This window comes from Leisingera sp. NJS204 (assembly GCF_004123675.1).
GTDB lineage: Bacteria > Pseudomonadota > Alphaproteobacteria > Rhodobacterales > Rhodobacteraceae > Leisingera.
Window position 1 is genome coordinate 1,543,716 of sequence record NZ_CP035417.1, and the last position, 24,056, is coordinate 1,567,771.

Consider the following 24,056-nt stretch of genomic DNA (forward strand, 5'->3'; position numbering starts at 1 on the left):
GAGCCGTTGGCATTTGGACGCAACCGTGGCGGATACGCTACCTGCATGTAGCTTCAATTCAAGCCACGCTGCGCATATGTTGTATGAAAGGAACGGCGCGGAGGTGTTTTTGATCTTGGCGCTTGATGGCGCAGCCGATATGCCGGGGCGTGAATTCCGGGTGCAAATCGAGGCAAGCAGCCATGCATCGGTATCTGGGCTGGTGCCGCGGCTTTCTGTTTCACAAAGCGTTGTGGAACGTTCTTGGGACAGAAGAATGAGCTATCGCCTTGCACGTGTTATTCATTATGATTGAAAAGGCCTGCTGCGCAGGTTTCTGTTGATAGCAAAAGATGTGGAGACAGAGGCATGCGGCACCCGGAATAACAGTATCTGGACCTGATCGAACGAGCCCTTGAATACGGGGACGAGCGGGTTGACAGAACAGGGGTCGGCACCAGCTCGCTGTTCGACGCCATGGTTCGCTTTGATCTATCGGATGGCACTGCGCCTATTCTGACGACCAAGCGTGTCTATTGGAAAACCGCAATCAAGGAGATGCTCTGGTTTCTGACCAGGGGCACCAATATTAAGCCGCTGCTGCGGGAAAATGTGCGGATCTGGACAGACTGGCCGCCTATCGCCGCGAGACAGGCGAAGGCATCACGCAACAGGACATTGAGCGCAGAATTACCGGGGACAACGGCTTTGCCGCCCGATGGGGGGGGCTTGGCCCTGTAAACGGGAAACAGTGGCGGCGCTGGATGGGATCAGATGGCCGCGAACATGACCAGATCGGGACGCTGATCCCCTCGCTGCGCGAACCCCCTGCGAGCCGGCGCCTGCTGTTTCACGGCTGGAACGTTGCGGAACTGGGGGAGATGGCGCTGCCGCCCAGTGATATGGTCTATCAGTATCACGTGACCTCTGACGGGCGCCTGAATTGCCATTTGTTCCAGAGATCGGCCGATTTGCTGCTGGGGCGCCGTTCTTTTTCGGCATGGCGGAGGTCGCGACCCGCTTGTTGTTGAGCTTTTTCAGGCCCTTGCGCGCAACCGTGGCTTAATAGCGCTATTGTGGCCGAATGAGCTGTAACCCCGCGCGCGCTTTGCATTATGATTGAGGAAAGTGGCCGCAGTTATTAGCTGGCGGCGGTAAAGAAACGTTTGTGGAGGCAGAGTTATGCGGCATCCGGAGTATCAGTATCTGGACCTGATGGAGCAGGTTCTAGAGCGCGGGGACGAACGCATTGATAGAACCGGCGTTGGAACGCGGTCACTGTTCGGCGCGATGGTCCGGTTTGACCTGTCGGATGGAAGTGCGCCGATTCTGACGACCAAGCGCGTCTATTGGAAGACCGCCATCAAGGAAATGCTCTGGTTCTTAACTGGTGGAACGAACATTCAGCCACTACTGCGGGAAAATGTACGGATTTGGACAGATTGGCCGCTTGCAGTCTATCGCCGCGAGACCGGTGAGCAAGTAACGCAAGCGGAATTTGAGCGAAGGGTTGTTCAAGACGATAGCTTTGCAGCTCAATGGGGTGAACTCGGCCCCGTCTATGGGAAACAGTGGCGGCGCTGGATGGGGGCTGACGGGCGTGAGCATGACCAGATTGAGATGCTGATCCGGTCGCTGCGGGAAACTCCGGCAAGCCGCCGTATGCTCTTTCATGGCTGGAATGTCGCCGAACTAGGAGAGATGGCATTGCCGCCTTGTCATATGGTATACCAGTACCATGTGACGTCTGACGGGCGGTTGGATTGCATTTTATTCCAGAGGTCAGTCGATTTGCTGCTGGGCGCCGCCTTCAACTACGTAGGGGCTTCAGCACTCCTGCTCATGCTTGCGCAACAGGCGGATCTTCAACCGGGCGAACTGGTCTGGTTTGGTGGTGATGTGCATCTATATCTCAATCATATTGAACAGGCCCGCGAGCAGCTGAAGCGCGAACCTCGACCCTTGCCCAAAATTTCTCTGACTAGGCGCGCTGCTAGTATTGATGACTATCAGATTGAGGACTTTAAAGTGGAGGGATACGATCCCCATCCCCACATAAAGGCTGAAGTGGCGGTGTAGGCTTAGAATGTCTGCAGAGGCTGATTATCAGTCCGGCTGTGTCGTAGAGTCACGAGGCGGCAAAATCAGCCGTAGTCACTATGCCAATGTACTTGGGTGTTCCAGGGCAGCATTTTGGCATTTTCTTTTTGTCTTCGATGAGATTGAGCAAAAGTTCAGTCTGAAAGTTGGAGAAATGCGTTTTTCGGCTACAGAGCGAAAGCTCCGTAACCTTCTTGAACAGGACTGCTAAGCTGGAAGAATTGTACCTTCTAGAGGCGGAAAGATTAGGCTCAGGACTCCTAGCCAGTAGATGACGAGCGCGGCCAGCGCGGTTGCGGATAGAAAGACCTTGGGGCATCTATCGTATCGGGTTGCCACCCGTCGCCAATCTCTTAGCCTTCCGAACATGATCTCAATCCGGTTGCGCCGTTTGTAGCAACGCTTGTCGTACTTGACGGGTTTCTTCCGCCGCTTCCGACCTGGGATGCATGGGCGGATCCCCTTGTCTTGCAGCGCTTCTCTGAACCAGTCCGCGTCATCCCCACGGTCTCCGAGCAACCAATCGACCTTCGGCAGACTGCCGAGCAACGCCCTTGCGCCGATGTAGTCGCTGACCTGACCAGCCGTCACGAACAGGTTCAGCGGGCGGCCCTGGCTGTCACAAACGGCGTGCAATTTGGTATTCATGCCGCCTTTGGTCCTGCCAATCAGGCGTCCACGCCCCCGTTCTGTGGGCAATTGATCCCCCGGATCAATTCCTGGCCCGCTTCACTTGACGCCCATGCTGGTCGCCGTTCGATGTGTCTTCAGATAGGTCGCGTCCGCTGCCCGGCAGGGCATTGCGCAGCAATGTCCCGAAAGGGGATCATTACAGTCTTTGACTTGCCCTGATCGGCAGCCAGACCGACCATCATCTGCGCGAAGATGCCTTTATCGCTCCAGCGCTGCCAACGGTTGTGCAAGGTCTTATGCGGGCCGTTTTCCTTTGGCGCACCCCGCCAGCGCAAGCCATTGCGATTGATGAAGATAATCCCGCTCAGGACGCGCCGGTCATCGACCCGAGGCTTGCCATGGGACTTTGGGAGATAGGGCTCCAGTCGCGCCATCTGCGCATCGGTCAGCCAAAAGAGATCAGACATGTCACCGCTCAATTTTTGACCGGTGAATCATGACGGTCAACCGAAATCAATGGGTCCTGACCCTTCTGTATCTCCGGTTTGCTATGTTGCCCCCGTCAGTCGCCTTGGCCGAGGTTGCTGACGGGGCGGTGTATGGCGTCTGAACCTTGTGGGTTTGACCACGTTTCCTAGCGAGCCAGCCCCGTCTCTCTTCATCGTCTCGAACAGTTGAATGTGGCCGCATCGGACCACGGAGCAGAAGGAAGAGGGTATGAACACGATAACACCGGAACGGATCATTGGCATAGATGTCAGCCGGGACTGGCTCGACATTCATTGTCTTCCGTGCGGCCATCGGCAGCGATTGCCAAATACGCGCAGAGGGCATTCAGACGTTGTCGATTTGGCAATGTCGCGAGGTGTATTGGTATGCTTTGAGGCCACAGGCGGGCAAGAATGACGGCTGTGGGCCGCTTTCGATGCAGCCGGCGTTACGACACGACAATTGCCACCTGCTCAAATAAAGGCCTTTGCTGCCAGCCAGGGCACTCAGGCGAAGACAGACCGGATAGATGCGGAGCTCATTGCGAGGTTCATGCATTGCCCGGCAGGCGATTTGCGGGGCAAATCTGCCGGGAGGGGCATTCAGGCCTGATGCCGCGCGCTGTCTGCCGCATCAAAAGCTAGTCTTCTCAGAGCCTTGGTTTCGAAACGCGGGCAACTCCTCGAAACGCGCAAACGTCTTTTAGCGCAGATAAAGGCGCATCGGAAACTGGGAACGGCGGAAATATTCGCAGACACGGACGCCGAACTAAAGGCTCTGCTGGATCGTCTGCTCACGGCGTTGGAGTTTCAGATCGAATCCGCCATCGCCACCAATGAGGATCTGCATGAGGCGGCTGAAATACTGCGATCCGTTCCGGGGATCGGGCCTGTCGCCAGTTCCATGCTAATCGCTGAAATGCCCGAACTGGGCCAACTGCCGGGAGGACAGGCAGCAGCTCTGGCCGGTCTGGCCCCTATTGCACATGACAGCGGCGCGATGCAAGGAAAACGCACAATTGCAGGTGGACGACGGTTGCTGCGGCACGTCATGTTCCAGGCTGCTCTCGTCGCCAGCCATCACAATCCGGTTCTCAAAACCTTTGCAGAACGCCTTCGATCCGCTGGAAAACCGCACAAAGTCATCATCACTGCGGTCGCCCGAAAGCTGGTTGCAATCGCAAACGCACTCGTCAAAGCGCGTCAGAAATGGTCCCCTCAGTTCACCTGAGAAATACAGTTGCTAGGGTGAAGAATTGGTCCTCCTGCTGGAAGTGCAAGTGGAGCAATTTCCGAAGATGCTCTGAGCTACTCCCCAATGTTTGGACAGGTTTTGACGTAGGTTAAGCTACTCTCTGCTCCTGCTGATCGGTTTGGGTTTCTTCTTTTCTCAGCCAAAAGACCACGGCTGGGGGTTTGCCGCCAAGGGCGGAGTGTGGGCGTTTCCGGTTGTAGAAATCGATCCATTTCCCAACGCCCGCCTTCGCCTCTGATCCGGTCTCCCAGGCGTGCAGGCAGACGCATTCGTATTTCAACGACCGCCAGAGCCGCTCGACGAAGATGTTATCGAGGAAGCGCCCCTTGCCATCCATCCGCTGCCCGGCAGCGCATGTGTGCATGCGCGAGAGGGGAGATCCGCACGCCGGATCGGCGCAATCTGCTCGTCCAGGCAAAAGATGTGAACTGGCTGCCCTGATCCGTATTCATGATTTCCGGCGGGCCAAACCTGGCGATGGCCTCGTTCAGTGCCTCGACGCAGAAGTCTGCTTCCAGCGTGTTCGAAAGGCGCCAGGCCAGCACCTTTCGGGTGTGCCAATCCATGATCGCCGCCAGATACAGAAAGCCCCTGCGCATTGGCAGATACGTGATGTCGGCACACCACACCTGATTGGGACGCTCCAGGCGTAGACCACGCAACAGATAGGGATAGGTCTTGTGCCCTTTCGCTGCTTTGCTGGTGTTTGGTTTCTGATAGACCGGCATCAAGCCCATCAGCCGCATCAAGCGTCGGATGCGCTTCTCGTTCACAAGGTGCCCGTCGTTTCGGAGGTGCCAAGTCTTCTGGCGGACACCAAAGAACGGCGTTTCCAGGAACTGTTCCTCGATCCGGCGCATCAACATCAGGTTCATCGCCGTCTCGCCCTTGGGCGTGCAGTAAAACGACGACCGCGAGATCGACAGCAGCTTGCACTGCTTGCCAATCGACAGGTTGGCATTGGCAGGCTCAACCATCTTGCGCCTCACTTGCCGGTCCACGGCTTGAGCTTTCGTGACAAAAAATCGTTGGCGACAGCCAGCTTCCCGATCTTCGCGTGCAGTTCTTTGACCTGCTCCTCGTCGATCTCTGGGGACTTCTTTCCGCCGTGTTCAAACACGCCGGACGCGCCTTCCAGCAGAGCGCGTTTCCAGCTGTGGATCATCGTGGGATGGACGCCGAATTGGCTGGCAAGCTCAGCCGCAGTTCGCTCACCCTTCAAAGCCTCAAGCGCGGCTTTCGCCTTGAACTCGGGCGAGTGGTTCTTCCGTTTCGACATCTCTGATCTCCTCTTCGTCGAAGACCAGCAGACAACAAATCATAGCTTACGTCAGTGTCCGAAATTCAGGGGGCAGCTCAATGTTTCTTCCCCGGAGGTACTCATCGTCTTCGGCAGCGCTCTCATGCTGCAGTTCACACACGAACCTGGCACGCACCATTGCACCAAATTCATTTTGTGCATCCACGCACCCATCTGACATGTAGCGCCATCGTCCCATTGATGCCCTGCGCCAACCACCAAAATCAGCGGTGGACAGGCTGGTAAGGCGGTTTGAAATGAGCCTTTGGCAAATCGTCGAGGCATGGAATGGGCGTTGATGATGTGACCGACCCCGACGGCATCACTTTGCCAAGGTGGGCCTGCAGCGATCCACAAAGGAGAGCGGTCATGTCAGAGATTTTCACGGCCGGGCTCGATCTGGGGAAGAATGTGTTTCAGGCTCACGGGGCAGATGCAGCGGGGCAGCCTGTTCTGCGCAAGAAGCTGCGGAGGGGTCAGGTGCCGGCCTTCTTCAGCGGGTTGCAGCCCTGTGTTGTCGCGATGGAAGCCTGTGGCGGCGCTCATTTCTGGGGCCGTGAGATCAGCAAACTGGGCTGTGATGTACGGCTCATCCCTCCCGCCTATGTGATTCCCTTTGTCAAACGCCAGAAGAATGATGCAGCCGATGCCGAAGCGACCTGCGAGGCCGCGCTGTGTCCGGCAATGCGCTTTGTACCAATAAAGAGCGAAGAGACACAGCGCGCGGCTATGGTGTTTCGCGTGCGCGAGCTTCTGATCCGGCAGCGGACCCAGGCCATCAATGCACTGCGAGGGCTTTTGAGCGGGTTCGGACAGGTCGCACCGCAAGGGGCGGCCAACGCGTCGAAGCTGATTGCAATCGTCGATGACCCGGAAAGCGGCTTGCCAGCCGATGCCGCCTCCACACTCAAGGTGCTGATCACGGCCCTGACCAAGTTGGAGGCAGAGATTGTCAAACTCGATGCCGGGATCGCCCGCCGGGCCAAGGAAAACGACGTGGCGCGCCGCCTGATGACGGTGCCGGGCATCGGCCCGCTGATCGCTACGGCCATCGCGACCCTTGCTCCGCCACCCGAGACGTTCCGCAAGGCCCGGGACTTTGCGGCATGGCTCGACCTCACGCCCCGCCAGCATTCGACAGGCGGCAAACAGCGGCTCGGGGCCGCAACGACCCTCCCGGGACATTGCGTGTCGCAATGCCCTGCCGGGCAGCGGATGGGCGAGCGGTCCCTGAGGCGCCTGCTGATCATTGGCGCCAACAGCGTCATCATCAAGCGTCACGTCCATGCCGAGGCCAAGCCAGGCACGTGGCTGGGCGGGATGTTGTCACGCAAGCCACCAATGCTGGTGCGCGTTGCGCTGGCGAATAAAATGGCGCGGATCGTCTGGGCCTTGATAGCCCGGGGTGGCGTCTACCAGTCTCCGGCCACGGTGGCATGAGCCAGCGGTAGGCCGCGAGGACGTTGGAGCACAAGAGGGCAAGGAGCAGTTTGGCGCAACAGTCGTGAGACGGGATCGGAAGAACCAGCCTGCAACAAAGTGCCTGTGAGCACGCGGCGTTGATTTGGGGGCTGATCCGCGAACACCATACGGGTCCTGCGGCATGTGTGACGCCGCATACATGTCAGCACCCGATGACGCGCCAAAATCAGCTTAGAAAATACTTCTTGCGCAAGGGGCGGTTATACATGTTGCAGAATTCGTCGTCGGGACGCGCTTCCCCCCTTTCCCCTATGAAGTCAGGCCACGCGTTTGATCTCGGCTTGGCCGAGTGCATTGAAGCGGTTCATGAGGGCAATGCGGATGTGGATTTCGGCGGTCTGCCGGTTGGGGTCTCGTGAAGCGATCCTCTCTCCGAAGGGTTTGAGACTGCGCATCCATTGCCCGGCAGTGCATTGTGCAGAAATGTCACGAGAGGGTCGCCTCGATCCGACTTCGGACGTGATAGCCTGGCCAGCGTTTCCAGATCGTCCGCGCAAGGCGCCGGGTCGCCTTGAGAATGTCATTGCGGGCGCTTGCTGCGGGGCAATCCTCTTTCCACGCGCGCCCGTTCTTGCGGATGGGTATGATGGCGGTGCCGCAGCGCTTAAGGATTGCGGAGTGGCATCTGCGGGTGTCGAAAGCCCCATCGCCGGTCACGGTGCCGATCAGTTGATCCGGTGGGATCTGGTCGAGCAGGTCAGGAAGGACGGGACTGTCGCCCTCACGGCTTGAGGTGAATTCCACGGCCCGGATGTCGCCGGTGCGCATGTCCATCGCAACATGAACCTTGCGGTATTGGCGCCTGCGCCGGGTGCCGTGCTTCCGGGCCAGCCATTCGCGATCACCAAGAAACTTGATCCCTGTGCTGTCCACTAGCTGGTTGAGGGTGGGCGTCCGACGGCTCGAGATTCTGATGGTGATGTTCTTCTGTCTGCGGCCAGGGTGGAAAAGTCGGGAACCGGTCAATCCAGACCAGCCATATGCAGAATGCTCGACGCCATCCCGGTCGTTTGCCGGAGCGGCAGGCCGAACAGCACTTTCACCATCAGGCGAACAGGATCGCCGCACCGGAGAACACCGGCGGCCGCCCTGGGCGTCCGGCCTTAGGGGCATGCCATACCATGTCCTGGTCTAGCCAGATCAACAGAGAACCACGCCGTTTCAGGGCCTTGTTATAGGACTTCCAGTTCGTAGTGCGATAGCGGGCAGGTTCAGGTTTGCTCATACCGAGCAATTTAACTTACCGGATTCGCAACGTGAATCCCTACACCAAGGAGTTCTGCAACAACGCCGAGTGGGCGCCAAATCTGGTTTTTCAGTAAACACAGGGCTTCCTTGACGCACCCGAAGGCCTCGTTCAAGTTTCCCCTGTGTTCACCATTCCAATTAAATGCGATCCCCCCAGCCCCAGTTCCGCCGGTTCGTCGTCAGGCGTCAGCTTTGCTGGTCGCGGATTTCAGCCACTATGATTTCCATCTGGTCGGCGGGCAGGTAGCCGCGCAGCAGTTCATTGCCAAGCACAAAGGTCGGGGTGCCGGAGATTGCCATCTTCTGTGCCAGCGCGCGGGTCTGGCGCAGCTCGGCCGTCACCTCTTCGCTGTCCATCTTGGCAAAGATCGCATCGCCATCCAATGACAGCCCGTCCGCGATCCGGCGCAAAGCCACCTCGTTCGGCTCGCTGCCGAATTCAATCAGCGCATCATGCACTTGCTTATAGGCGTCATTCCCCGCAACCAGTTTGGTTGCCACGGCAAAGCGCGACGACAGCACCGAGGCTTCGCCCAGGATCGGGAACTCCTTGATCACCAGGCGGATATTACCGTCGCCTTTCACCAGCTTTTCCACCTCGGGGGCTGCCCGGCGGCAGTAGCCGCAGCGGTAGTCCATGAACTCAACCAGGGTGATGTCGCCATCCGGGTTGCCGCCGACCCAGGAATAACCATCGTTCTGCAGCTCTGCCAGATTGTCTGTGACCAGCGTGTCATCGCGGACAGCCTCGGCCTGCTGCTGGCGCTGTTCCAGCAGATCAACCGCTTCCAGGATCAGCTCGGGGTTCTCCAGCAGATAGGCACGGATCTGTTCGCCAAAAGCCTCACGTTCGGCTTCTGACATATTGCTGAGGTCCAGCGCCTGCGCCGGGGTGCTCAGCAGGGCGAGGGCAGTGGCTGCCGCCGTGGCAGCGCGGGTAAAGGGTTTCATTTTCGTCTTTTCCTTTTCTGAGCTTGTTCATAGGCCGCCAGCACATCCTGTGCCCGCCGCGCGGCGGCGGATCCTGCAGGCAGCTGGGCGACGGCCCGTTTGGCATGAATTCCGGCGTCATCCAGACGCCCTTGCAAGGCATAGCGTTCGGCGGTGACCAGCGCCGCCAGGCCGCGCTGGCCGGTCTTGGCATAGGCCAGCGACATGTCGCGCAGCAGCACCTGGTTGCGGAAATCGATGGCGCGGGCGCGTTCCATGGATTGCAGCGCCGCTTTCGGCTGGCCCGCGGCCAGCTGCGCACGCCCGTAACCGGAAAGGATCAGCGGGTCCTTGGGGGCCAGTTTCACCGCCTTGCCATAGGCCGCCAATGCGGCGCCCCATTGCCGGTTCTCTATCAGGATCTGTCCCTTCAGCTCATGATAGAAGGGATCGGAGGGCCGGATCGCCAGCGCGCCATTCACCGCCTTCAGGGCCTTCTTTAAATTCCTCTGCCGGTGATAGGCGGCGGCCTCGCGCATCAGGCGCACGTCTTTGTACTGTTCCTCGCGCACCCGGCGCAGGGTCCATTTCGGGGCACGGGTAAACCCCGACAGCTTGCCGCGCACCCGGGCGAACCAGTATTGCGCCTCGGCACTGGTCTGCCCCTTGTCGCCATGCGCCGCGAGATAGGCCTGGGCGGCGCGGATACGGTCGCGGCTTAAGGGATGCGAGCGGGTATAGGGGTCCTGGCTGCCGGCACTCAACACTTCCTGACCGGCAAAGGCGCGGTGCAGATCAACCAGCCCCTGCGGGCTGATGCCGGCACGGTTGAGGTAATCCGCGGCAGAACGGTCGGCCGAGCTTTCTTCGGCGCGGGTATGGGACAGAAACCTGCGCAGCGCGGAATTCTGCGTGCCGATGGCAATGCCGCCCGCGGCGTCGCCCGCACCCGCAGCCGCGGCCAGAACCGCAAGCGCCACGCCTAAACCGGCAGCGCTGCTGGCCGAGCGCAGGTTCTGCATCCGCCGCGCCAGGTGGCCATTGGTGATATGGGCGGCCTCATGGGCGATCACCGCCTGCAGCATCTCGGGGGAGGTCACCTTGAGGATCAGCCCGTAATTCACGAATATCGTTCGCGAATCCAAGACAAAGGCATTGAAGGCGGAATCGTTGACCAGCAGAATCCGGACCCGGTTCGCATTCAACCCCGCGGCCCGCAGCACTGGTGCCGCCAGCTTGTTCAGACCGTGTTCCACGTCCGGGTCACGCAACAGCGAGATCGACGCCGCCTGCGCCGCCGCTGCAAATTGAAACAGCGCGCAAAGCACAAGAGCCGGGATTGACGCCAGCCGGAAGAAACGGTCAAAACTCATGCGCGCACCATGGGAGATCAGAATGCGAAACTCAAGCCGATCCAGCGTTGATCCGTTTATTGTGATGGACGTGATGGAGGCCGCCCGCAAGGCCGAGGAAGCCGGCCGCCATATCATCCATATGGAGGTGGGCCAGCCATCGACGGGGGCGCCCTCCGGTGCGCTGAAGGCGCTGGGGAATGCGCTGGAAAACAATGCTTTGGGCTATACTGTTGCACTGGGTCTGCCGGAGCTGCGCCAGCGCATCGCGCGGCTGTACGGCGATTGGTATAATGTTGATCTCAATCCGGATCGGGTGATCGTGACGCCGGGCTCCTCCGGCGCCTTTCTGCTGAGTTTCACCGCGCTGTTCGACAGCGGCGACCGGGTGGGGATTGGCGCGCCGGGCTACCCGTCCTACCGGCAGATTCTGAAGGCGCTGGGGCTGACGCCGGTGGACATTCAGACCGCACCGGAAAACCGGCTGCAGCCAGTGGCCGAGGATTTGAAGGGGCAGGATCTGGCGGGCCTCATGGTGGCCTCGCCCGCCAATCCATCCGGCACCATGCTGGACCGTACCGCGATGGGCGATCTGATCGACGCGGCGCGGGGTGAGGGCGCCAGTTTCATCTCCGACGAGATCTATCACGGGCTGGAGTATGAGGCGAAGGCGGTCACCGCGCTGGAGCTGACGGATGAATGCTATGTGATCAACTCTTTCTCCAAGTTCTTCTCGATGACCGGCTGGCGGGTGGGCTGGATGGTGGTGCCCGAGGATCACGTGCGGGTGGTGGAACGCATAGCCCAGAACATGTTTATCTGCGCCCCGCACGCCAGTCAGGTGGCGGCACTGGCGGCGCTTGATTGCGAGGATGAGATGCGCGAAAACCTGGCCGTCTACGCAAAGAACCGCCAGCTGATGCTGGACGGGCTGCCTAAGGCCGGTTTCACCAAAATCGCGCCGCCGGACGGGGCGTTTTATGTCTATGCCGATGTGTCGGACCTGACCGCGGACAGCCGCAGCTTTGCCGCGGAAATCCTTGATAGTGCGGGTGTTGCAGTGACGCCGGGGCTGGATTTTGACCTTGTTCGTGGCGCCACCACACTGCGGTTCTCCTATGCGCGATCGACGGCGGATATTGAAGAAGGGCTGGCGCGGCTGGAAAAATTCATGGCCGCGCGCGGCTGACCACAGAAGGCGGATTTTCAATCCGGGCGGAATTGCCTAGTCTGCGCCGAAAACCAAGAACCGGGGTTCAGGCATGGGCAGACTGCTTTCCTTCATAACGCTGATCTGGCTGCTGGCAGCGGGGACTGAGACCGGGGCCTGGGCGCAAGGCTTCAGCGGGCTGGCGCGCGTTGATGCGGAGGCCAGCCACACCCGCGATGCCGGACGGGGCGCCGAGATCACGCTGGGCCTTAGCCAGGGGGTTCCGTACCGGCTGTTCACCCTGGCTGAGCCGCCACGGCTGGTGCTGGATTTCCAGGAGGTCGATTGGACCGGGCTGACGGCGGAGACATTGCTGCAGAGCGAGCAGATCACCGCGGCGCAATTCGGCACCTATGTGCCAGGCTGGTCGCGTTTGGTTTTGCAGCTGGCAGAGCCGATGAAGGTTTCCACGGCAGCTATGACTGTGGACCAGGTGACCGCCGCCGCCCGGCTGGCAGTATCGCTTGCGCCTGCCACGGCGGAAGAGTTTGCCGCCAGCGCCGGCGCCCCGCAGGATCCGCGCTGGGATCTGCCTGCGCCGCAATCCATGCCGGGCAAGGGCGCGCGCGATGAAAATGCACCGCTCCTGGTGATGCTTGATCCCGGACATGGCGGCATTGACCCAGGGGCGGAGACCGAGGTGGTCATTGAGAAACATCTGATGCTGCAATTCGCGCGGGAGCTGGGCGAAGCGCTGCTTCGGTCCGGCCAGTTCACTGTGCTGTTGACCCGGGATGACGATTACTTTGTCTCGCTGGAACGCCGCATTGCCATGGCGCATCAGGCTGGGGCGGATGTGTTCATCTCGCTGCATGCCGATACGATTTCCGAGGGCCGGGCGCATGGTTCTACCGTTTATACCCTTTCCAAGGAAGCCTCCGACGTGGCCTCGGCCAAGCTGGCAGAGCGGCACCTGCGCGGCGACCTGCTGTCCGGCACCGACCTGAGCGAAGCGGACGACAAGGTGACGGCGGTGATGCTGGATCTGGCCCGGCAAGAGACCCAGCCGCGTAGCGATGCCTTGGCGGTGGCGCTGATTGACGGGCTGCGGGGGCAGGGGCGGCCGATCAACAACCGGCCGCTGCGCTCGGCCGGGTTTTCGGTGCTGAAGTCGGCTGATATCCCTTCGGTACTGGTTGAGATCGGCTTTCTGTCCAGCAAGCGGGACCTTGAGAACCTGGTGGATCCGGATTGGCGGGCCCAGGCCGCGCGCGGCATTCTGAACGGGCTGATTACCTGGCGCGCGCAGGACGACGCCCGCCGCACGCTGGTGCGGCAATAGGGGGCAGCGATGAAACTCATCTGGATGTCGGATCTGCATTTCGAGGCTGAGGGGCTGGTGCTGGGGCATGACCCGCGTTTGCGGCTGCAGGCTGCGGTTGGTTTTATCGCCAAGCACCATCCTGATGCCTCCGCCTGTCTGATCACCGGCGACCTGGTGGAAACCGGAACGACGCAGAATTACAAGGCGTTGAAGGGGTTTCTTGACAGCTTGCCGATGCCGGTTCTGCCAATGACCGGCAATCATGATGACCGGGCGGCGCTGCGTGCGGTGCTGCCGTTGCCGGGAACCGCAATGCCCGGGTTTATCCAGTACCGGTGCGATTTCGGGGATCTTTCTGTGCTGTGCCTGGATACGCTGATTCCGGGCGCGGCTGCGGGTGTTCTCTGCGCAGAGCGGATGCGCTGGCTGAAGACAGAGCTGGACGCGCTGAACGGGCGGCCCGCCATCGTGGCCATGCATCACCCGCCGATGATGCTGGGACTGCCGATGCTGGATCCGGACAATCTGCGAAACGGGGACGCGCTGCTGACGTTGCTTTCCGGTTACTCCAACGTGCTGCATCTGCTGGCGGGGCATGTGCACCGGCCCTGCTCCGGAACAGCGCGGGGCATTTCCTTTACCACTGCAAAATCAGTACTTTACCAGGCGCCACCACCGTGCCCTGATTGGGGCTGGAGCAGCTTCAGACCTGCCGCCGAGGCCCCGGCGCTGACGGTGCTGGAGCACAGCCCAGGCGGGCTGACCCTGCAGCAACTCCAGTTCTGTGACTACGGCTTGGGTGCTCCCGTCACGTAAGACACCGCACAGGGCGGGGAATTGTGCTAGAATTCTCCCATCTCTCTGGCATATATCCGCTGTTTCCTGTTTTGACCCGGGGGACTGCCGCACCTATATAGGCGGCACCTCGCGAGAAAGGCCAAACCCGTGCTTAGGTTCATACTCTCCTTCTTTGGTTCCATCTTCAGCACCCTCACCCTTGGGGTGGCGATGGTGGCGCTGACCATTGGCGCGGTGTTCTGGATCTACGGTCGCGATCTGCCAAGCCACGACTCGCTGTCGCAGTATCAGCCGCCGACCATCAGCCGGATTTATTCCGGCGAAGGCCACATGATCGACGAATTCGCCAAGGAGCGGCGCCTGTTCACACCGTCGGCGGACATTCCGGATCTGGTGAAACAGGCCTTTATCTCGGCGGAGGATAAGAATTTTTACAGCCACGGCGGCTATGATGCCCGCGGTATTGCTGCGGCAGCGATTGAGGCGGTGCGCTCGCGCGGGGCGAATGTGCGCGGCGCCTCAACCATCACCCAGCAGGTGATGAAGAACTTCCTGCTGTCCGGCGACCGCCGCGCCGAGCGCAAGATCAAGGAGATCATCCTTGCCACCCGGCTGGAGGAGACGCTTAATAAGGAGCGGATCCTGGAGCTGTATCTGAACGAGATTTTCCTGGGCCAGAACTCTTATGGCGTGACGGCGGCGGCGCAGACCTATTTCAACAAGACCCTTGGCGAGCTGGCCCCGCATGAGGCGGCAACGCTGGCTGCAATGCCCAAGGCGCCGTCGGATTACCACCCGGTGCGCCAAAAGGAACGGCTGCTGGCGCGGCGCAACTATGTGCTGCGGGAGATGCGCGAGAACGGTTATATCTCGCGGGATGTCTACGGCGTCGAGGTGGCACAGCCGCTGCGTTCGGTGCAGAACGGCGATTTCGAGGGCTTCCGCACTGCGCTGCCGCCGCGCGACTACTTTACCGATGAAATCCGCCGCCAGTTGACACAGGACTTTGGCGAGGGCGAGTTTTTTACCGGCGGCTTTACCGTGCGTGCCACCATCGACCACGAAATGCAGGCCGAGGCGGCGCTGGCGATGCGCGGCGGTTTGCAGAAGTACGACCGCTCGCGCGGGAAATGGCGCGGTACCGGCGTGACGCTGGAGGAGGCGCAGCTGGCTGATGAGGCCAGCTGGCGTGCCGCACTGGCCAGTGCCGACGTGTCCCGGGACATTGAACTGGGCGGCAAATGGTACCCGGCCGTGGTGCTGGACGTTGGTGATAAATCTCTGACCGTCGGTGTCGAAGACAATGAGGGCACGGGCACGGTGCCGCGTTCTGACATCAAATGGATGCAGGGCAGCTTTGCCGCGAATTTCACCCGCGGCGATGTGGTGCTGGTCCGGGCCGAGGAAAAAGATGGCACGTTCAGCCATTGGTCGCTGCGTCAGGTGCCGGAAGTGCAGGGCGGCTTTGTCGCGATGGACGTGAACACCGGCCGGGTTCTGGCGATGCAGGGGGGCTTTTCCTACCAGCATTCTGTGTTCAACCGCGCGACCCAGGCGCTGCGCCAGCCCGGCTCCAGCTTTAAGCCGTTTGTTTATGCGGCGGCGCTGGACAGCGGTTACAGCCCGGCGACCATCGTGGTGGACGCCCCGATTGAGATCAACACGCCGCAGGGTCTGTGGCGGCCCAAGAACTCGTCGAACAAATTCTATGGCCCGACGCCGCTGCGGACGGGCATTGAGATGAGCCGGAACCTGATGACCATCCGCCTGGCACAGGAGGTCGGTATGCCGGTTGTCGCGGGATACGCGGAACGCTTTGGCGTTTATGACAACATGGGCGCCTTCCTGGCCAACTCGCTGGGGTCCGAGGAAACCACGCTTTACAAGATGGTCGCGGCCTATGCGATGTTCGCCAACGGCGGTGAGCGGGTGCAGCCCACATTGGTGGATCGGGTGCAGGACCGTTTCGGGCGCACCATCTACCGGCATGACGACCGTGACTGTGTCGAATGCGCAGACCCGGATCTGGCCCCCGGCCAGGCGCCGCGGATTGTCACCGACCGCGAACAGGTGATGGATCCGATCACTGCCTATCAGCTGACCTCGATGATGCGGGGCGTGGTGGACCGGGGCACCGCGTCGAGCGTGATCAACCTGCCGGTGCCCACTGCGGGCAAGACCGGCACCACCAATGATTCCCGCGATGTCTGGTTTGTCGGCTTCACCTCCAACATCGTGGCCGGCTGCTACATGGGTTTTGACCAGCCCCGTCCGATGGGCCGCGGCGCCTATGGCGGCACCATGTGCGGCCCGGTGTTCCAGCAGTTCATGAAAAAGGCCACCGAGAAGTTTGGCGGCGGCCCGTTCGACGTGCCGGAAGGCGGCCATTTCATCAAGATCGACCGCTATACCGGCGCACGGCTGCCCGACAATGCGTCAGGCGCCTATGTGGTGGCCGAGTATTTCCGCGACGGCGCCGAGCCGATCTTCGGCCTGACCTATGATGGCGGCTTTGCGATGGGATCGAACCTGCCGCTGATCGAAGAGGTGCAGGAATCGGGGCGCAAAGTGACCACCTCCAGCGGCGGCACCGCCGTGCTGGGGCCCAAGGCGACCTTTGGCACTATCAGTTCCGGCGGGCTTTACTGAAACAAAAGCGCTGCCTCGTGACGCGCTGCAACCTGGCGCGCGGTGGCGCCATAACTTCCCGTGTTCCAGCGCAGATCGGGCATGATCCGGAACAGTTCCTCGCGCACCGGATCGTCCAGGGTTGAGACGGCCTGGGCGCCGGGATGGAAGCTTTCCGAGGGCGCGCCTTCGGCATAGATGATTTCGTGCTGGTCGAACAACAGGTGCACATAGGTGACTGTGCCGCCGGTTTCCTGCCGGACAGTGCGGCCGTTGACCAGATGCAGCGCCGGGACCAGAACCTCGTTTTCGTCAAACAGCAAAGTTGAAGCAGCGCCGCAAAACAGCATCCGGTGCTGCGGTGACACCAGCAGGTCGCGTTCAGCGCCGAAACACCCGGCCGGGATCCGCACCGGGGCCAGGTTACCCGTCGCAGGGACAGTGGACTGGCTGACCCAGCGCACAGGCTGCAAACCATTGTCGCGGGTGATCACCTGATCGCCCGGTTGCAGCGTTTCGATGGCGCGCAGGCCTGCGGTGGTGGCAATTCTGGTTCCGGCTGCGAAGCAGATTATGTTCTCGATACCCGAGAAGCTGACCACACTGCCATCCAGAAGTGTTGCCGTGCCGGTCAGGCTGCCGCCGGTGTTGTCGGTTATGTTCAGCGTGCCCTTGTCAAGCTGGCCGTTGAAATCCAGCGTGTCGCCGGTGGTTTGCCCGGTGTTGCCACCGGTGACGGTCAGGTTGTTGCTGCCGCTGTCGCCGGTGTCGACTATGGTGAAATAATCGTCGCCGTCACCGCCCGAGGCTGTGTCGCCCTCACCGATGATCAGGCTGTCATCACCGGAACCACCGTCGATGGAGTCGGCTCCGGCGTTGCCTTCCAGTGTATCACCGCCGCCTTCACCCAGAAGGGTGTCGCTGCCGCTGCCGCCGGTCAGACTGTTGTCGCCTGCGGCCCCTTTGACCCAGATATCCGAGGTTCCGATGGACGCATTGAGCGTATCGTCACCGGAATGCAGGTAGTAGCGTTCGAACTCCGAGAAAGTGACGCTATCCCCGCCGACGGAGAAAGAGCCTGCTTCATCACCCGTGAAGGTGATGTTTATACCGGTGCCGTCGCCATAGAGCTCCAGCATGTCGCCGGAGGTTTCATCGGTTTCGCCGCCCACCAGGGTTTCGCCATCAGGATTTGCCCAAACTGCAACCCAGTCGTCCCCGCCTTCGCCATAGAAGGTATCGTTACCCTCGTCCGTGTCATAGAGGTCGTTGCCATCCCCGCCATAGACAAGGTCATCTCCGGTTCCCGCCCAAAGCGTGTCGTTGCCGCTGCCGCCATAAAGCGTATCATTTCCCGCGCCGCCGGAGATTGTGTCGCTTCCCCCCTGGCCATAGATCAGATCATCGCCGCCGCCGCCGGAAATACTGTCATCACCATCAGCGGGGTCCTCCGGCGGCACCGTGAATGTGATGTTCGAGATCGTGTAGTCGGACCCGTCGGTGCCATCGGTTTGCAGGTTGGCCGACAGGACCAGCTGGTCAAAAGCGCCATAACCGTTGATGTCGACGGTCCCGGTGCCTGTTCCGGCCACATCTTCGGTGAAATCCCCCTGGGCGACCAGGACGCCATCTTTGTAGACCGCCCAATGGCCTTCTTCACCGTGACTATCGGAAAACAGGTGCTTGAAGGTGAAGCTGGCGTCGGTTGTATCCTGATCGAAGTCGACGATCAGCTCTTCGGAAATGCCTGATGCTTTGTCATATCCAATCTGCGCGTCAACGCCGCTGTCGGAATCGGAGATGGCCCCGGCAACGCCAAATGCACCATCGTAATAGTCAATATTGGCCGCATTGGCAGTGCCCGACAGGTCCTTGGCCGTGACCGTGAAGCCGCTGCTGGTGTCGGTGACATTGGAGTCATCGATGCTTTCCTGGGTCTCTGCCAGCCCGGCCTCAGAACTGCTGTCGCCATAGATCGTGTCATCGCCTGCGCCGCCTTCCAGGCTGTCATCGCCGTCACCGCCGAACACCATGTCGTCGTCCGCACCGGCATCAACGGTATCATCGCCGGCGCCGGCCTCAACCGTGTCCTGATTGCCCGAGGCGCCGCCGCCGCTGCCATTGTCGATCTGATCGCCATCGCTGTCGGTGTAGCTGCTGTCGATGTTATCTGCGCCGCTGGTGCCCTCGACCGGGCCATCGGTGTCTGTATAGGCGGGCGGGCTGTCTGCACTGGCCGAACTGAAGGAGTCAGGCGGGCCCAGATCCGGCACAAAATAAACGTTGCCGTCAGCGCCGAGATAATAAACCCCGCTTTCAATCTCATTGGTGTAAGGCGTGCCGCCGTGCGAGCCGGTCCAGCTCCAATTGCCGGCGCCCAGGTTTTGGTCCGTGGTGAAGGAGGAATAGGTGGACGTGATCGTATCGCCGTGATCGAGCGATCCGTCTCCAAGCTGGACAAGATACCCGCTGGGCATGGTCCCAATTCCTCAAATTCGCAGCGGGCAGGCTGCTCGCGCGTTCCAGATCCCAAAGTCAAGCAGGCCGCGTTAATTCCGCGTATTTCCGGCTTTGGAAAACGCGCGGCATTTTAGTTGGTTTTTCCGCAGCGGCTGGCGGGCCGGTGCAGGGTCTGGCCGCTTGCCCGCGGCGCAAGGGTGGTTTATCACGCAAGCCTGATCTTAGATTGCAAGGACCTCCCATGCGCGCGGAAACCCAGAACATCGTGGCGGACATCGAGAAATCGCTTGAGCTGCTGGCCCAGCGGTTGAATTGGGAAACCGCCGAATTCCGGCTGGAGGAATTCAACGCGCGGGTTGAGGACCCTAACCTGTGGGACGATCCGGACGCGGCCCAGAAGCTGATGCGCGAACGCCAGGCGCTGGTGGATGCGATCAATACCTACAAGGGCATCAAGCAAGACCTTTCCGACAATATCGAGCTGATCGAGCTGGGCGAGATGGAAGAGGACGAAGAGGTCATCAAGGATGCCGAGGCCGCGCTGAGCGCGCTGAAGGACAAGGCTGCCGAGAAGGAACTGGAAGCGCTGCTGGACGGCGAGGCCGATGCCAATGACACCTTCCTGGAAATCAATGCAGGCGCGGGCGGCACCGAAAGCTGCGACTGGGCCTCGATGCTGGCGCGGATGTATGTCCGCTGGGCCGAGAAGAAGGGTTACAAGGTCGAGCTGCAATCCGAAAGCGCAGGCGACGAGGCGGGCATCAAATCCGCCGCCTACAAGATTTCCGGCCACAACGCCTATGGCTGGCTGAAATCCGAGAGCGGCGTGCACCGGCTGGTGCGGATCTCGCCATATGACTCGGCGGCCAAGCGGCACACCTCGTTCAGCTCGGTCTGGGTCTACCCGGTGGTGGACGACAATATCGAGATCGACGTGAACCCTTCTGATATCCGGGTCGATACCTACCGCTCCTCGGGGGCGGGCGGCCAGCACGTGAACACCACCGACTCGGCGGTGCGGATTACCCACATCCCGACCGGCATTGTCGTGACCTCCTCTGAGAAATCGCAGCACCAAAACCGCGACATTGCCATGAAGGCGCTGAAATCGCGTCTGTATCAGCAGGAGCTGGACCGCCGCAACGAGGCGATCAACGCCGCCCACGAGGCCAAAGGCGATGCAGGCTGGGGCAACCAGATCCGCTCTTACGTGCTGCAGCCCTACCAGATGGTGAAGGATCTGCGCACCAGCCACGAGACCTCGGATACCAAGGGTGTTCTGGATGGCGATCTGGACGGGTTTATGGGCGCAACGCTGGCGATGAATGTCGCCGGTAAAAGCCGCTCGGAGGCGCAGGGCGAGGACTGATCCGGCGTCGCGCTGCAAACGGCGCGCCAGCTGCAGAATGAAAGAGCCTCAGGGTGCCCGCCCCGAGGCTCTTTTTCCGTGCGCGTTCATTTTATTGTCAACTCATGATACACTAAACCCTGGGGGTTCCGGGCATTGTTTCCGGTAGTGAAACCCCGTTTTAACAATTTCAGCTATTTAACGAGGAGGACTTTGCCATGGCCACGGTAGAGTTGAATCTGACCTTTGACGGTGAAACTATGATCCCCCGGCTTGAAGGTCAAAGTGAGGTCGAATGGTTCGACCGGTTCATGAACACCTACAATGTCTTTGAGAGCGACCCTGAAAACCGCCTTGTCGCGAACCTTGATCTTACCGGCGAGGACTGGACGGCCAAGATCGTCCGGTTTGGTAATGCCGCCGAGGACAACCTGACGACGATCACTGATATGGACAGCGGCGCAGGCCGCCGGATTGATTATCTGGAAGTCGGGTACAATTCCGTGGTGGAACTGGACTCCACCCGCATACGCCAGATCAACGGCTGGGACGGAGGGAAGCACGAGGTCAAACTGGGCAACAATCAGGACGGCAGCACGTTCTCCATCATTCTGTTTGCTGAGGAAAACATCGTAAAAACCGGAAATGCCTTTGTGTTCAACATCGAAACCGGCCTGGGCAGCAGTGATGCGGATCGGGCTAAGGGGGATGTGATCACCATTGGCACCGGCGGGGCGGGCACCGTGCGCACGGGAGCCGGCGATGACAAGGTGGTGGTCCGCAAGGGGTTTGCCGAATATGTCAGCACCTCTGGCGGCGATGATACGGTGGTGATCGGTGCCAGCGGCGCCGGCATCGTCCGTACCGGGGATGGCAAGGACAGTGTCCGCACCGGCAAGGAGTGGGTTGAGCTGATCTCAACCGGCGACGGCAAGGATACGGTCGAAATCGGCTCTGGCGGCGCTGGCATGGTTCGGCTGGGCGAAGGAAGGGACGTCGTGAAAGTCTCGGAGACGGATCCCGGTTTCGGACTGAACATTCAGGGCGGCGGCGGCAGAGACACTGTTGATTTCTCGAATTTCGCAACCGGTGTGCAGTTTACGCTCGACTCCGGTGGCGCCTGGCAGAACCCGGGAGCGCCGGGCGGCGATTTGGATGCGGAGGGCGCTGGGTTCTTTCAGGAAACCAGCATCGAAAACCTGACCGGCACCTCGAAGGGCGACAGGCTGTCGGGGGATGGCGGGGCCAATCTGCTTGCCGGCAAGGGCGGCAATGACCGGCTTTTTGGTTTGGCTGGCGGTGATACGCTGAACGGCGGCGGCGGTGCGGACAGGCTGATCGGCGGCGGCGGTGCGGATACGTTGAACGGCGGCGGCGGCAATGACACGCTGAAGGGCGGCGGCGGCGCCGACACATTTGTATTTGCGCCAGGCAGCGGCGATGATCTGGTCAGGGACTTCATGGATGGCACCGATATCCTGCAAATCAGGGGGCACAGCGGCGGCCTTGGCAGCCTTGTTATCGAGGATGACGGCGGCGACCGTCTGATCACCCATGATGGCGGAACTATCCGGCTGCACGGCGAGGCCGGGCTTGGCCTGACCGCTGATGATTTCATGTTTGTCTGACTGCAAACTGAATTTTCCGGGACAGAAGGCGGACCGGAAGGCCCGTCTTTGCTCTGCACGGGATCCGGGCAGGACCTGACAGGCCAGGCCGCAACGCTGATCCCGCAGGGTAATTGATAATATACATCCGGAAGGCATTTTTTAACACCGGGATCGCGGCTAGGCTGGCAAAAACACCAAATGGGAGGACAGACCGCGATGACCACCGAAAAGCCCTTTGGGGTGCCGCCGCTGCGGCCGATTTCGACGCAGATGCTGTTTGAGGCACTGCGCCGGGGCTGGGCGGACTTCCGGGCGAAACCTGTTTACGGGCTGTTTTTTGCGGGCTTTTATGTGCTGGCAGGCTGGGCCATGGCCTGGACCACGGTTCAGACCGGTACCACTTTTTGGCTGGTTCTTGCGGCGATCGGCTTTCCGCTGATCGGTCCCTTTGCAGCGGTGGGCCTATATGAGGTCTCGCACCGCCTGGAGCAGGGCAGAGGGATAGCGGTTGGCAGGATCCTGGGCGTGGTTCTGCAGCAAAGCCGCCGTCAGCTGCCGTCTATCTGCGCCATCATCATTGTGGTGTTCCTGTTCTGGTTTTTCCTTGGCCATATGATTTTCGCCCTGTTCATGGGCCATGCCACAATGACCAATATCTCCAGTTCAGCCGAGGTTTTCCTGACCGCCAACGGGCTGGCCATGTTGGCCGTCGGCACCGCAGTCGGCGCGCTGTTTGCGTTGCTGCTTTACATGATCACGGTGATTTCACTGCCGCTGCTGTTGGACCGCGAGGTGGATTTTGTCACCGCGATGATCACAAGTTTTCAATATGTGCAGCAGAATTTTCTGGTGATGATGATCTGGGCCGGTCTGATTGCGGCCGCGACCTTTGCCGCGCTGCTGCCGTGGTTCCTGGGGCTGTTTCTGGTGCTGCCGCTGCTTGGTCACGCCACCTGGCACATCTACCGCCAGGCTGCTGCTGAATAGGGTCAGCAGAAAGGCTGGCCGGTGTGCAGCAGCCGCTGGTGAAAGGGCAGCAGCTCTGCCTCATTGGCGAACCCTGCGCTGCGGGCGGCAGCCAGCACCTGATTGGTGTCCCGGCCAAGATGTTCATAGACCATCCGCGTCACCCGTTCGCCGGTTTCGTTTTCCCGGACGGTGCGGGCGACGTAACCGGACCAGAAGTTGTTCTCCAGCGAGGCCACCCGGGCCAGATAGTTGAAGGAATAGGTCATGGCATTGCGGCGGGCGATGACAAAGGCGACACCGTCCTCGTGGCCGCTGATGTAGCCGCGGAATTCGCGGACACCGGGACTGTCGGGCAGGCCTTGGCTGCGCATCGCCTCCTTGGCTTCAAAGCCCTTTATGTATGTCACGCCTGCGTCGCGGAAAACATAGACCAGGCCAATGACGAATTTTTCATCATTGATGAAACTGCGGCGGGTGAAGCGGTAGAACCCGGACGGGAAAAACTCTTCCCTCAGCTGCAGCACACCGCGGCCCAGGAAATCGGCGAGAAAGGCACCGTTGATGACCTGGCCGGTTTTTGACAGTTTTTCCACCGGGTCGAGCAGAATGCGGGCATCCACTTCGAAAAACTGGCAGATGCGGTCCAGCACATCCGGGCGCGGAAAGCTCTCGCCGGACAGATACCGGTTGAATTGGGTCCGGTTGATCCCCAGCTGCCGTGACAGTTCCGAAATCGACGGATATTGCCGTGACAATTGACGCAAATTGGCGCCAAACATGTTTCTCAGGTCGGCGGGGGATCGTGTGTGGCTGGTCATCATTGCCCCTGATGGCGTGGCTGATTTTGGTATTTAGCACTATCTGGCAGCGCTTTACGCAAGAAATTGCCGGAGAAGTACGCGCCGCTGAACCCGATCAGCGTCACGCCTGTTGCTAATTCACGTCACCAGGCTAGTCAAGCCGACACAAAATGCAATAGGGCAGCGCGTATTTTAGCATGTT

General features: G+C 60.4%; 16 protein-coding genes and 4 pseudogenes. 13 read left to right on the forward strand and 7 right to left on the reverse strand.

What is annotated here, in order from left to right; genetic code table 11:
* Positions 1-25: 25 nt before the first annotated feature.
* The 3 genes and pseudogenes from ETW24_RS07580 to ETW24_RS07590 all read left to right on the forward strand — a co-directional run bounded on the left by ETW24_RS07580 (position 26) and on the right by ETW24_RS07590 (position 2,058).
* Positions 26-295, forward strand: coding sequence for a hypothetical protein (locus tag ETW24_RS07580; RefSeq protein ID WP_164982711.1), 270 nt, complete (start codon positions 26-28; stop codon positions 293-295).
* A gap of 77 nt (positions 296-372) precedes the next feature.
* Positions 373-962 (forward strand): annotated as a pseudogene (thyA, locus tag ETW24_RS07585) (thymidylate synthase); the annotation flags it as partial.
* A 199-nt stretch (positions 963-1,161) separates the two neighbouring features.
* Positions 1,162-2,058, forward strand: a complete 897-nt coding sequence (locus ETW24_RS07590; RefSeq protein ID WP_129370466.1) for a thymidylate synthase — start codon at positions 1,162-1,164, stop codon at positions 2,056-2,058.
* Positions 2,059-2,286: 228 nt separating this feature from the next.
* Here the strand turns inward: ETW24_RS07590 and ETW24_RS07595 are convergent.
* A pseudogene (locus ETW24_RS07595) lies at positions 2,287-3,179 on the reverse strand (IS5 family transposase).
* 484 nt (positions 3,180-3,663) lie between these two features.
* On the opposite strand from ETW24_RS07595, the gene ETW24_RS25190 reads away from it, so the two are divergent.
* Positions 3,664-3,813 carry a hypothetical protein gene (locus ETW24_RS25190; RefSeq protein ID WP_205877375.1) on the forward strand — a complete coding sequence of 50 codons (150 nt, stop codon included), beginning with the start codon at positions 3,664-3,666 and terminating at the stop codon, positions 3,811-3,813.
* A gap of 45 nt (positions 3,814-3,858) precedes the next feature.
* Positions 3,859-4,431 carry a transposase gene (locus ETW24_RS24475; protein WP_205877377.1) on the forward strand — a complete coding sequence of 191 codons (573 nt, stop codon included), beginning with the start codon at positions 3,859-3,861 and terminating at the stop codon, positions 4,429-4,431.
* Positions 4,432-4,543: 112 nt separating this feature from the next.
* Here ETW24_RS24475 and ETW24_RS07615 read toward each other — a convergent pair.
* Positions 4,544-5,734: pseudogene (locus ETW24_RS07615) on the reverse strand (IS3 family transposase).
* A gap of 390 nt (positions 5,735-6,124) precedes the next feature.
* Between ETW24_RS07615 and ETW24_RS07620 the strand changes: the two are divergent.
* The gene (locus ETW24_RS07620) at positions 6,125-7,195 is read left to right on the forward strand and encodes an IS110 family transposase (RefSeq protein ID WP_129370468.1); all 1,071 of its coding nucleotides are present in this window, start codon (positions 6,125-6,127) and stop codon (positions 7,193-7,195) included.
* Between the two features lie 299 nt (positions 7,196-7,494).
* Here ETW24_RS07620 and ETW24_RS07625 read toward each other — a convergent pair.
* The 3 genes and pseudogenes from ETW24_RS07625 to ETW24_RS07635 all read right to left on the reverse strand — a co-directional run bounded on the left by ETW24_RS07625 (position 7,495) and on the right by ETW24_RS07635 (position 10,788).
* Positions 7,495-8,462: pseudogene (locus ETW24_RS07625) on the reverse strand (IS5 family transposase).
* A gap of 209 nt (positions 8,463-8,671) precedes the next feature.
* Positions 8,672-9,436: a DsbA family protein gene (locus tag ETW24_RS07630; protein ID WP_129370469.1), complete on the reverse strand. Its 765-nt coding sequence runs from the start codon at positions 9,434-9,436 to the stop codon at positions 8,672-8,674.
* Entirely contained in the window at positions 9,433-10,788 is a 1,356-nt protein-coding gene (locus ETW24_RS07635; RefSeq protein ID WP_205877379.1) for a M48 family metalloprotease, read from the reverse strand. The genes ETW24_RS07630 and ETW24_RS07635 overlap by 4 nt, the downstream gene beginning before the upstream one ends.
* Positions 10,789-10,810: 22 nt before the next feature.
* On the opposite strand from ETW24_RS07635, the gene ETW24_RS07640 reads away from it, so the two are divergent.
* From ETW24_RS07640 to ETW24_RS07655, 4 genes are all read left to right on the forward strand, one after another.
* Positions 10,811-11,956 (forward strand): pyridoxal phosphate-dependent aminotransferase, encoded by a 1,146-nt coding sequence (locus tag ETW24_RS07640; protein WP_129370470.1) that lies wholly within the window; start codon positions 10,811-10,813, stop codon positions 11,954-11,956.
* Positions 11,957-12,029: 73 nt separating this feature from the next.
* Complete coding sequence (locus tag ETW24_RS07645) at positions 12,030-13,259, forward strand: N-acetylmuramoyl-L-alanine amidase (RefSeq protein WP_129370471.1); 1,230 nt, start codon at positions 12,030-12,032, stop codon at positions 13,257-13,259.
* 9 nt (positions 13,260-13,268) lie between these two features.
* Entirely contained in the window at positions 13,269-14,057 is a 789-nt protein-coding gene (locus ETW24_RS07650) for a phosphodiesterase (RefSeq protein ID WP_129370472.1), read from the forward strand.
* Positions 14,058-14,186: 129 nt separating this feature from the next.
* A complete protein-coding gene (locus tag ETW24_RS07655) occupies positions 14,187-16,688 on the forward strand; it encodes a penicillin-binding protein 1A (protein WP_129370473.1) in 2,502 nt (833 codons plus the stop codon).
* On the opposite strand, the gene ETW24_RS25085 is transcribed toward ETW24_RS07655, so the two are convergent.
* Complete coding sequence (locus tag ETW24_RS25085; RefSeq protein ID WP_129370474.1) at positions 16,682-19,144, reverse strand: Hint domain-containing protein; 2,463 nt, start codon at positions 19,142-19,144, stop codon at positions 16,682-16,684. The two genes, ETW24_RS07655 and ETW24_RS25085, sit on opposite strands and share 7 nt — an antisense overlap.
* A 224-nt stretch (positions 19,145-19,368) precedes the next feature.
* On the opposite strand from ETW24_RS25085, the gene prfB reads away from it, so the two are divergent.
* From prfB to ETW24_RS07675, 3 genes are all read left to right on the forward strand, one after another.
* Positions 19,369-20,496, forward strand: a complete 1,128-nt coding sequence (prfB, locus tag ETW24_RS07665; protein ID WP_129370475.1) for a peptide chain release factor 2 — start codon at positions 19,369-19,371, stop codon at positions 20,494-20,496.
* Between the two features lie 197 nt (positions 20,497-20,693).
* The gene (locus ETW24_RS07670) at positions 20,694-22,103 is read left to right on the forward strand and encodes a calcium-binding protein (protein ID WP_129370476.1); all 1,410 of its coding nucleotides are present in this window, start codon (positions 20,694-20,696) and stop codon (positions 22,101-22,103) included.
* Between the two features lie 198 nt (positions 22,104-22,301).
* Positions 22,302-23,072 (forward strand): DUF2189 domain-containing protein, encoded by a 771-nt coding sequence (locus ETW24_RS07675; protein ID WP_129372874.1) that lies wholly within the window; start codon positions 22,302-22,304, stop codon positions 23,070-23,072.
* A gap of 2 nt (positions 23,073-23,074) precedes the next feature.
* Here ETW24_RS07675 and ETW24_RS07680 read toward each other — a convergent pair whose 3' ends face one another.
* Positions 23,075-23,872: a helix-turn-helix domain-containing protein gene (locus tag ETW24_RS07680; protein ID WP_205877381.1), complete on the reverse strand. Its 798-nt coding sequence runs from the start codon at positions 23,870-23,872 to the stop codon at positions 23,075-23,077.
* Positions 23,873-24,056 lie beyond the last annotated feature (184 nt).

Excerpts from the sequence above, each read along its gene's own strand:
- ETW24_RS07590 (WP_129370466.1), top strand. The coding sequence starts at position 1,162 with ATGCGGCATCCGGAGTATCAGTATCTGGACCTGATGGAGCAGGTTCTA.
- ETW24_RS07620 (WP_129370468.1), top strand. The coding sequence starts at position 6,125 with ATGTCAGAGATTTTCACGGCCGGGCTCGATCTGGGGAAGAATGTGTTT.
- ETW24_RS07630 (WP_129370469.1), bottom strand. The coding sequence starts at position 9,436 with ATGAAACCCTTTACCCGCGCTGCCACGGCGGCAGCCACTGCCCTCGCC.
- ETW24_RS07635 (WP_205877379.1), bottom strand. The coding sequence starts at position 10,788 with ATGAGTTTTGACCGTTTCTTCCGGCTGGCGTCAATCCCGGCTCTTGTG.
- ETW24_RS07640 (WP_129370470.1), top strand. The coding sequence starts at position 10,811 with ATGCGAAACTCAAGCCGATCCAGCGTTGATCCGTTTATTGTGATGGAC.
- ETW24_RS07645 (WP_129370471.1), top strand. The coding sequence starts at position 12,030 with ATGGGCAGACTGCTTTCCTTCATAACGCTGATCTGGCTGCTGGCAGCG.
- ETW24_RS07650 (WP_129370472.1), top strand. The coding sequence starts at position 13,269 with ATGAAACTCATCTGGATGTCGGATCTGCATTTCGAGGCTGAGGGGCTG.
- ETW24_RS25085 (WP_129370474.1), bottom strand. The coding sequence starts at position 19,144 with ATGCCCAGCGGGTATCTTGTCCAGCTTGGAGACGGATCGCTCGATCAC.
- prfB (WP_129370475.1), top strand. The coding sequence starts at position 19,369 with ATGCGCGCGGAAACCCAGAACATCGTGGCGGACATCGAGAAATCGCTT.
- ETW24_RS07670 (WP_129370476.1), top strand. The coding sequence starts at position 20,694 with ATGGCCACGGTAGAGTTGAATCTGACCTTTGACGGTGAAACTATGATC.
- ETW24_RS07675 (WP_129372874.1), top strand. The coding sequence starts at position 22,302 with ATGACCACCGAAAAGCCCTTTGGGGTGCCGCCGCTGCGGCCGATTTCG.
- ETW24_RS07680 (WP_205877381.1), bottom strand. The coding sequence starts at position 23,872 with ATGACCAGCCACACACGATCCCCCGCCGACCTGAGAAACATGTTTGGC.